Raw genomic sequence first — 8,062 nt, forward strand, 5'->3', positions numbered from 1 at the left:
CGGCGTGCGCAGCCTGATGGACTACGAAGTCACCTTCACCTGCGACATCCGACTGGGCAAGCCGGAATTTTCAATGAAAGTGCTTGTGCCCGTGACCAGCCTGTGCCCGTGCTCCAAGGAAATCTCCGACTACGGCGCGCACAACCAGCGCTCGCAGGTGACGATTACCGCCGAGCTGAAGGGCGACACGCTCGGCTTCGAGTCGCTGGTGCGCTTTGCCGAAGAGTCCGCGTCGAGCGAGATCTGGGGTCTGCTCAAGCGCCCCGACGAGAAGTGGATCACCGAGCGCGCCTACGAGAACCCCAAGTTCGTCGAGGATCTGGTGCGCGACGTGGCGCTGCGCCTGAACGCCGAGCCGGCGGTCGGGCGCTACCGGGTCGAGGTGGAGAACTTCGAGTCGATCCACAACCACAGCGCATTCGCGGTGATCGAGCGCGGGTGATTTCGGCCCTGGATCGGCGCTGCATATTGCGTCCCGAAGCCTGAAGCCTGTCGCGAAGCGCCGCGTTGCCTTCAGTCCGACAGGCGCTCGATGACCGTCCAGCTTCGCAGCACCGCGACCTCCCTGAGCCGCGCATCCGGCCGCACCGCCACCGGATCGCTCACCGCCTCGAGCAGCGGCAGGTCGCTGGCCGAGTCGCTGTAGAACCAGCTGCGCGCGAAGCCCTTCAGTTCCAAGCCCTCCAGTGCCAGCCAGCCCAGCAACTTGTCGAGCTTGTGTGCGCCCACGCAGGGCGCACCGATGATCTCGCCAGTCAGGCGGCCGTGCGAGTCGCGCGCGGCCTCGCTGGCCAGCACTTCGGTGATGCCAAAACCGGCGGCATAGCGCTCGGCGACAAAGCGCGTGGTCGCAGTGACGAGGCAGCAGCGGTCGCCGGCTTCGCGGTGTTGCGCCACCAGGGCGAGTGCCGCGGCCGGCAGCGTGGGCGCGAGGCCGGCCTCGAAGGCCGCCAGCCCGTCGTCGAGGCCCGAGCGCGAGATGTCGCGCAGCGGCAGCACCAGCGCGCGGTGCAGTTCGCGCACACCGATGTCGCCGGCCAAGTAGCGCCGGCAGTGCTCGAGATAGTCGGTCTCGGTGTCGGCGGGCAGCCAGCCTCGCTCGATACAAAAGCGCGTCCACGCCATGCCGCTGTCGAACGGGATCAGCGTGTGGTCGAGGTCGAAGAGGGCGAGCCGCACCACGCTTGCCGGGCTCAATCGAGCAAGCGCGCGGGCAGCGCGCCGCGCAGCGCGTTGCACACCATGAGCTGCTGGGCGCGCTGCAGGTCGTCGCGCGTGAGCGTGCGTTCGCGCGCGGCCCAGGCCGGGTCGTCGAGCAGCACGCCGCGCATCACGCCGGGCAGGGCGCCGTCGGCCAGCGGTGGCGTGTACCAGTGGCCGTCGATGCGCAGGAACACGTTGCTGCGGCCACCTTCGATCAGCCGGCCATCGGCATTGAAGAACAGGCTGTCGAAGGCGCCGGCCGCTTCGGCCTCGGCCATGCCCTGGTCGTAGGCAGCGCGCAAGGTGGTCTTGTGGCCGGCCAGGGGCGAGGGCGGCAACGGTTCGGCGGCGCACAGCAGGCCGGCGGGGCCACGCCACGGCGCCAGCGGTGCAGCGATCGTGTCGATGCGCCCCGCGTGATCGAGCGCGAGTCGAAGCCGCGTCGGCGTGGCCGCTGGCAGCGTGTCGAGGGCGCGTTCGATGGCGGTGTCGAGCGCACTCGCGTCCCATGAAAAGCCCAGCCGCCGCGCGCTGCGTTCGAGCCGCTCGACGTGTCGCTGGCGATGGCGCACACCGTCCTCGCGCGTCGCGAACATCGTCTCGAACAGTTGAAAGCCCGGGTCCAGGCCGGTGAGAAAGCGCGCCTTGAGCTGGCACTCGGCGTACTCGTCTTCGGCCTCGCTGTCGAGCACGATGCCCGCGCCGATGCCCAGGCGCCCGGCGCGCAGGCCTTCGCTGGGCGGACCGAGCGTGAGCGTGCGAATCGCCACCGACAGGCAGAGGTCGCCACAGGTCGCAGCGTCACGCGCTGCGTCGACCCAGCCGATTGCGCCGGTGTAGAGGCCGCGCGGCGTGTTTTCCAGCCCCGCGATCAGCGCCATGGTGTGGTGCTTGGGCGCGCCGGTGATGGAGCCGCAGGGGAAGGTGGCGCGCAGCAGGTCGGGCAGGCCGAGCTTGGGCTGCAGCTGCGCCTGGACGGTGGAGGTCATCTGGAACACGGTCGCATGCGACTCGATGTCGAACAGCTCCGGTACGCGCACCGAGCCGGTTTGCGCGATGCGGCCGAGGTCGTTGCGCAGCAGGTCCACGATCATCAGATTCTCGGCGCGGTTCTTGGTGTCCAGGCTCAAGAGGCGCGCGGTTTCGCTGTCGCCTTCCATCACCGCGCGGCGCGGCGCGGTGCCCTTCATCGGCTTGGCCATCAGGCGGCCGGCCGCGTGGCGGATGAACAGCTCGGGCGAGCACGACAGCACGTGCGTCGCGGCCTGATCGTCGCCCTCGAGCGGCGGCAGCGCGATGAAGGCGCCATAGGGCACCGGCTGGCGTGCGCGCAGGCGGCGGTACAGCGCCAGCGGCGAGCCGTGCGCAGCAAAGTCGAGCCGGTAGGTGAAGTTGACCTGGTAGGTCTCGCCGGCACGGATGGCTTCGTGGATGCGCGCGATGGCGGCGTGGAAGGCCAAGCGGTCGACGCTGGCACGCACGTCCGTCGTGCCGGCCGCGGCGGGCTCGGCACGGCCTTCCTCGGCGGCCAGCCAGGCGTTGACTTCGGTGTTAGAGAGCTGCCGCAGCTCACCGAACAACAGCACGCGCAATGCCGCGTCGTCGCTGCCCGGCCGCTGGCCGGCGCCGAGCAGCTTGGTGCCCCACTCGTAGTCGATCAGCAGCACGGCATGCAGGCCACCGCGCTGGTCGGCCTGGACCTCGGCCCACAGCGCGTCGAGCGCGGCCGGCTCGGTGCAGCGTCGCTCGTGCGCGAACGCGCTGTAGAGACGGCTCGTCGGCGCCGCGGCGGTGGCGTTGCGGTCGTCGAGCAGGGCGAACGGGGCGGTGGTCATCGGGTCGATGTGCCGGGCCGCCGCCTCACTTGCAGTGCGCGTACGGACTCAACTCCAGTCGTCCATGTCGTGCCTGATCTCGTGGCGCTTGGCGATCAGCTCGTCCACGCTCGGCTCGTCGGCCAGGGCCCGCTTGATCGCGAGCTTGGTGGCCTCGTAATTGGTGCGGTACATGTCCTTCTTGTCGAGGTTGGCGTCCTTCGCGCAGCGCGGGTCGATCCACACCAGGCTGATGATGCACAGCTCGTTGGCCATTTCCTTGGGGATGGTGCCGTCGATCAAACAATCGACCACGGCGTCGGCTGTGGCCGACTGCACCGCGCCGCCGAACAGGTCGATGTTGGCGCTGTCCTGGTGCGTGACCTTGGGCACCAGCATCGTGGCCGGGCGCACCAGCTGGTTGCAGGCGCGGATCGCGAACATGGCGGTGTGGCCCTTGCTCTGCGCCATCAGGTTGGCGAAGGCCTGGCCGACCGGGCCGTCCGTGCGGCCGATGAGGATCTCCGGCATGGCGTCGGTGAACTGGCCGTCGGCGGCGAAGACGGTGGCTTCACCGGCGTGGAAGGTGTAGGGCTTGCTCATGGTCGGTATCGGTTGGAGTGAAACTTCGGGAACAAGGGATCACGGATTGACGAGCAGCAACTCGCCTTTGCCGTCGGACGCAAGATCACCGACGAGCCGCCGAGGCCGCGCCGCCACCAGCGCGGCGAACGGACCCCCCGCACGCGCGAGGTCGCGCGACAGCAGGGCCCAAATCACGCCGAAGTCGTAGACGGTCTCGGCAAAGGTGGGCAGCGGCGTCGGCGTCGCGCTGGCCAGCACGACCGTGCCGCGCCGCATGCCGTGGGCCGCGTGGGCGCCGACGCGGCCGGCCACGGCGATGGTGCCGGCCACCATGCGCGAGGCGAGAAAGTCGCCCGCGTCGCCGAACACCAGCGCGCTGCCGCGGCGCATGCGGTCGCCAAAGCGCGCACCGACCGAGCCCCGCACGAGAAGCGCGCCGCCGCGCATGCCGTCCATGCTGCCGGGCAGGGGGCTGGCGGCGAAGTCGCCCGCGTTGCCACCGATGTCGAGGCGGCCGCCCGACATTTCGCAGGCTGCGAGCAAGCCGGCATGGCCGCTCGCGATGATTTCTCCGGCGCTCATGCCCGCGCCGAGGTAATCGCCCGCCGGGCCCTCGATCCGGATGCGCCCGCCGCCGAGCTGCCAGCCGATGCGGTCGCAGTGCGACAGGTCACCTTCGAAGCGCAGTTCGTCGTCGGTGTGGGGCGCAATGGTGAACAGCTCTGCGAGCGCCAGCGACTCCTTGCCATGCCAGACGCCGAGCTTCGCGACCGCACCGGCAGACAGCCCGGCCAGCGCCGCGGGCGAGAGCGAACGCAGGTCCACGCGCAGCCGGGGCGCTTGCTTGAGCGTGAGCTTCCAGCCGCTCATGCGCCGGCTCCCGGCACCAGCTTGTGCAGGTGGTAGAGAAACGGCCCGAGCTTGCCGCCGTAGTTGCCGGCGCCGACGCGCCTGAGTCCTGATTGCGCGCCGCGCGCAATCACGGCCGCCAGCCCGGCGCGCATCGCGGCCGCCACGTCGGCCTCGGTCAGTCCGTCAATCACGATCTCCATCACGCTGCCGATGTCGGGGCCGAGTTCGCTCTTGGCAGCCAGCTCGCGCAGGCTCGGGCAATAGGCTTCGTTGGTCGAGGCGCCCAGAGCCGGGTACTTGGATCCGACCTTGGAGCCCGAACGCACCACGCCGCCGGGGAAGGGCATGATCACGTTGGGCAGGGTCTTCATCGCGGCCACCGCAACTTCGGCCGCGGCCAGCGCCGCAGCGGTGTCGGTCGCCAGCAGCAGCAGGTTGCCGCCACCGACCGCCTTGGTCGTGACCCAGGTGGTTTCTTGCGCGACGAACTCACCGTCCATCACCGGCACGCGCCAGTAGCGCATGCCCTTGATCATCTTGCTGATCTGCCAGCCATCGCCGAAGAAACGCAGGTTCTTGCCGAGCGCGATCGCGTCGCCTTCAAACAGGCCGGCGTAAACCGCGGTGGTCGGGCAGGTCAGCACGCATTGGCCGACGCGTTTTTCCACCTGCTTGGCGAGCTCCCTGCCGCTCATCGAAAAGATCAGCACCGAGATGCCGGGCCGGCCGTCGGGCGTCTCCTCGGGTGAGAGCTCGCGCTCGATGCCGGCCTCGCAGCCGCAGGCGATCACCGAGGTGGCAAAGCCGGTGGTCGCGACGGCAGCATGGCGCGCCCAGGTCATGTCGTGCGCGGTGATGACGAGCCGCGTCGCCTTCATCGGGAAGGCCTCGGCGAAGCTGTCGTCGATGGTGATGCCGTTTTGTTGCATCGAATTTCTTGAATGAAAGTCAGGCCGCGACGCGCTTCTTGGCAGCGCGCTTGGGCTCGGCGGTGAGGGGCTGTAATTCGTGCATGAACGCGGCCATCGGGGTCGATGCCTTGTTCACCGCTTCGGAGCTTGGAAACGCCTTGTGAATCTCCGGCTGGAGCAGCACCAGATTGCTACCGGCCATGACCCGCTTGTAATACTTGCCCCGCACGAGCGGGGCAAGGTCTTTGCGCCGGTACTCGGCGCGCGTGTCGTCTCTAGCTTTGCTCATCGATAGTGGCCGTTGTGCCTAAGCATGAACGTCAATGACTTCGGCGGAAGAATGCGGCTGCGGAAAAGGCAGGCCGCCTTCCTTGAGGCCTTCCAGATGGAACTCGATGGCTTCGTGGATCAGCCGCGTCACCTCGGCGCGTGATTGCCCGACCGCGATGCAGCCGGGAACGTCGGGCACGTAGGCGCCAAAGCTGGACGGGCCTTGCTCTATGACAACGAGAAACTGCATGGTGTGGCTCACGGCTCGAGGCCGGCTTGCTTAAGCGCATTGTTCAGCGTGCCGGGTGGGACTTCGACGCTTGCTTTGCCTGACACGGTGACGGTCCCGAGCTTTTCGGGATGATGGTACTGAAGGTGACTGCCACGCTGACGCACCTGCCGCCAGCCGTCGGCTTCAAGAAGGGCAAGTAACTCTTTGACCTTGGTAGGCATGGCCGAGCGCGAGCCTGTTAGCTCGTGACGGACGCGAAACACGCCGCCGGCAACAACCGCCCGCCATTGCCGCAGCGGCACAGCTCGTCGCGGCCGATCATCATGTGGCGTGGGCTTACGGCGAGGTGTTTGTCGGCATAGGCCGCGACCCGTTTCTCGATGCCGCGGTCGTAGGCCGGCTCGACGAAGTGCGTGCCGCCGGTCGGCGTGGCGGTGATGCGGCCGGCGCGGGCGACGCGCACGCCGTCCTTGAAGACATGCTCGGGCGCGGTGAACATCGTCTCGCGATTGGCGTGCTCGCGATACACCGCGATGTCGGCCGCAGCGCCCGTGCCGAGCTGGCCGCGGTCGGGCAGGCCCAGCAGCCGCGCCGGGCCGGCGCGCGTCATGATGGCGATCTCGTTCAAGCTGAGTTCGCGCGTGATGGATGCCAGCTGCGAGGCTGCCACCACCTCGGGCGGCAGCTTGGCGAGCTGCTCGTCGCGAAAGCCCTTGTCCATGAGCAGCCGGATCAGATGCGGGTAGCTGGTGAACGGCGCGCCGTTGGGGTGGTCGGTGGTGAGCACCACGCGCCACGGGTCCTTCACCAGCAAGAAAATTTCGAGACCGATCACCCACTGCAGCGCGTTGACGAAGCTCTGCTCGCGGTAGCGGAACGGCACCACGCCGCAGCCGGCGTCGCATTCGATGTCGGCGCCGACCCATTTGCGTGGGTCGGCGAGGTCGGCGTTGGCATGCTGGCGCATGGTGTCGCCGGAGGCGGTGACGGTGCGGCCGAACATGATCTGGCCGACGTCGATGCTCACGTTGGCATTGGCGTTGACGGCGTCGGCCAGTTGCTGCGCGGCCGACGAGAATTTCTTCGGGCCTTCGCTGCCGTAGGCGTGGAACTGGATGTGCGTCAGGTGCCCGGGCAGGCCTTCGAGCGCATCGATGGTGGCGAGCGTGGATTCGATGTTGCCGGCCACACCGAGGTTGCTGCCGTGGATGTGCAGCGGATGCGGCACGCCCAGCTCGTGCAGCGCCTTGGCGAGCGTGTGCACGATCTTCCTCGGCGTGACCTGCCAGTGCACATGGTTTTCGTCGACGTCGAGCTTGCGCTGGTTGAACTTGAAGGCCGAGATGCCGCCCGGGTTGACCACCTTCACGCCCAGCGCCTTGGCGGCATGGATGGTCCACGCCACGTAGTCGCGGATGTGCTGGAAGTCTTCACCGCGGCTGAGCATCTCGAGCATCAGCTCGTCGCTGCCGAGCATGACGTAGGCGCCGTGGTCGAGGATCGGCACGTCGCCCATTTCCATGTGGGCATGGCGCGCGTTGGCCGCCATCATGGCCGGCTCGAACGCGGCCGTGTAGCCCATTTCGGCATAGCGGTAGCCGGTGGCCAAGGTGCCCGGCGCGCAGTGGCCGCAGGAGGCCAGCTCGAGCGGGTTGGTCGGCAGCGCGATCGGATCGCGGTTAAGACGGTGATCCTCGGGTAGCAGCATGCGCGCGAGGTTGATCTTGCCGCCGCCGATGTGGGTGTGCATGTCGATGCCGCCGGCCATCACCACGCAACCACTGGCGTCGATCTCTTCGCCGACGGCCTCGTGCGCCTGTAGTTCCACGATGCGGCCGTCGCGCACGCCGAGGTCGCGCACCGCATCGACGCCGTTGATCGGGTCGATGACGCGCCCGCCGCGCAGTCTGAGGCTGCTCATGCCGCGACCCCTTGCCCGAGCGCTGCAAGGCGCACGGTCAGCGCACGCGCCACGTCGGCCACCGATGGAAGGGCGTCAGCGCGTACCGCCTCGAGCGGCAGCACCACCGCGCCGTCGGTGCGAAACAGATGGCCGGCCACGCCGATGCCGGGCGTGGCGACCGTGATGAAGACGCCGCTCTCAGGGGGCGCGACACCGGGCCCGCCGAGCACGATGGTCGGCAGGTCGGCGCCCGGCCGCGGCGGCTCGGTGCCAAAGCTGGCCACCCACAGCA

At 68.6% G+C, this 8,062-nt stretch carries 10 protein-coding genes and 1 pseudogene; 1 reads left to right on the forward strand and 10 read right to left on the reverse strand.

The features are described from left to right. The coding region (locus tag RMO12_RS10840) for a GTP cyclohydrolase, FolE2/MptA family (protein WP_309639288.1) at positions 1-442 on the forward strand (442 nt) is incomplete at its 5' end. Between the two features lie 71 nt (positions 443-513). Here RMO12_RS10840 and RMO12_RS10845 read toward each other — a convergent pair. From RMO12_RS10845 to RMO12_RS10890, 10 genes and pseudogenes are all read right to left on the reverse strand, one after another. Continuing rightward, positions 514-1,179, reverse strand: coding sequence for an HAD family phosphatase (locus tag RMO12_RS10845; protein WP_309639289.1), 666 nt, complete (start codon positions 1,177-1,179; stop codon positions 514-516). Positions 1,180-1,193: 14 nt separating this feature from the next. Beyond that, positions 1,194-3,038, reverse strand: coding sequence for an aminodeoxychorismate synthase component I (gene pabB, locus RMO12_RS10850; protein ID WP_309639290.1), 1,845 nt, complete (start codon positions 3,036-3,038; stop codon positions 1,194-1,196). A gap of 48 nt (positions 3,039-3,086) precedes the next feature. Continuing rightward, positions 3,087-3,620 (reverse strand): formaldehyde-activating enzyme, encoded by a 534-nt coding sequence (gene fae, locus RMO12_RS10855; protein WP_309639291.1) that lies wholly within the window; start codon positions 3,618-3,620, stop codon positions 3,087-3,089. Positions 3,621-3,659: 39 nt separating this feature from the next. Beyond that, complete coding sequence (locus RMO12_RS10860; RefSeq protein WP_309639292.1) at positions 3,660-4,472, reverse strand: formylmethanofuran dehydrogenase subunit C; 813 nt, start codon at positions 4,470-4,472, stop codon at positions 3,660-3,662. Further along, on the reverse strand, positions 4,469-5,383 hold the full coding sequence (gene fhcD, locus RMO12_RS10865; RefSeq protein ID WP_309626058.1) for a formylmethanofuran--tetrahydromethanopterin N-formyltransferase: 915 nt from the start codon (positions 5,381-5,383) through the stop codon (positions 4,469-4,471). Before fhcD ends, RMO12_RS10860 begins: the two co-directional genes overlap by 4 nt. A gap of 19 nt (positions 5,384-5,402) precedes the next feature. Then, a complete protein-coding gene (locus RMO12_RS10870; RefSeq protein ID WP_309639293.1) occupies positions 5,403-5,654 on the reverse strand; it encodes a hypothetical protein in 252 nt (83 codons plus the stop codon). A gap of 18 nt (positions 5,655-5,672) precedes the next feature. Beyond that, a complete protein-coding gene (locus RMO12_RS10875; protein ID WP_309626056.1) occupies positions 5,673-5,885 on the reverse strand; it encodes a type II toxin-antitoxin system HicB family antitoxin in 213 nt (70 codons plus the stop codon). A gap of 8 nt (positions 5,886-5,893) precedes the next feature. After that, a complete protein-coding gene (locus tag RMO12_RS10880) occupies positions 5,894-6,088 on the reverse strand; it encodes a type II toxin-antitoxin system HicA family toxin (RefSeq protein ID WP_309639294.1) in 195 nt (64 codons plus the stop codon). A 17-nt stretch (positions 6,089-6,105) separates the two neighbouring features. Next, positions 6,106-7,788 (reverse strand): formylmethanofuran dehydrogenase subunit A, encoded by a 1,683-nt coding sequence (locus RMO12_RS10885; protein ID WP_309639295.1) that lies wholly within the window; start codon positions 7,786-7,788, stop codon positions 6,106-6,108. Further along, positions 7,785-8,062, reverse strand: a pseudogene (locus tag RMO12_RS10890) (formylmethanofuran dehydrogenase); the annotation flags it as partial. The pseudogene RMO12_RS10890 and the gene RMO12_RS10885, both read right to left, overlap by 4 nt.

This window comes from Methylibium sp., assembly GCF_031393925.1.
Classification (GTDB): Bacteria; Pseudomonadota; Gammaproteobacteria; order Burkholderiales; family Burkholderiaceae_C; genus Methylibium.

What these genes read in the sequence shown, in the direction of transcription:
- pabB (WP_309639290.1), bottom strand. Translation starts at nt 3,038, where the DNA reads ATGACCACCGCCCCGTTCGCCCTGCTCGACGACCGCAACGCCACCGCC.
- fae (WP_309639291.1), bottom strand. Translation starts at nt 3,620, where the DNA reads ATGAGCAAGCCCTACACCTTCCACGCCGGTGAAGCCACCGTCTTCGCC.
- RMO12_RS10860 (WP_309639292.1), bottom strand. Translation starts at nt 4,472, where the DNA reads ATGAGCGGCTGGAAGCTCACGCTCAAGCAAGCGCCCCGGCTGCGCGTG.
- fhcD (WP_309626058.1), bottom strand. Translation starts at nt 5,383, where the DNA reads ATGCAACAAAACGGCATCACCATCGACGACAGCTTCGCCGAGGCCTTC.
- RMO12_RS10870 (WP_309639293.1), bottom strand. Translation starts at nt 5,654, where the DNA reads ATGAGCAAAGCTAGAGACGACACGCGCGCCGAGTACCGGCGCAAAGAC.
- RMO12_RS10875 (WP_309626056.1), bottom strand. Translation starts at nt 5,885, where the DNA reads ATGCAGTTTCTCGTTGTCATAGAGCAAGGCCCGTCCAGCTTTGGCGCC.
- RMO12_RS10880 (WP_309639294.1), bottom strand. Translation starts at nt 6,088, where the DNA reads ATGCCTACCAAGGTCAAAGAGTTACTTGCCCTTCTTGAAGCCGACGGC.
- RMO12_RS10885 (WP_309639295.1), bottom strand. Translation starts at nt 7,788, where the DNA reads ATGAGCAGCCTCAGACTGCGCGGCGGGCGCGTCATCGACCCGATCAAC.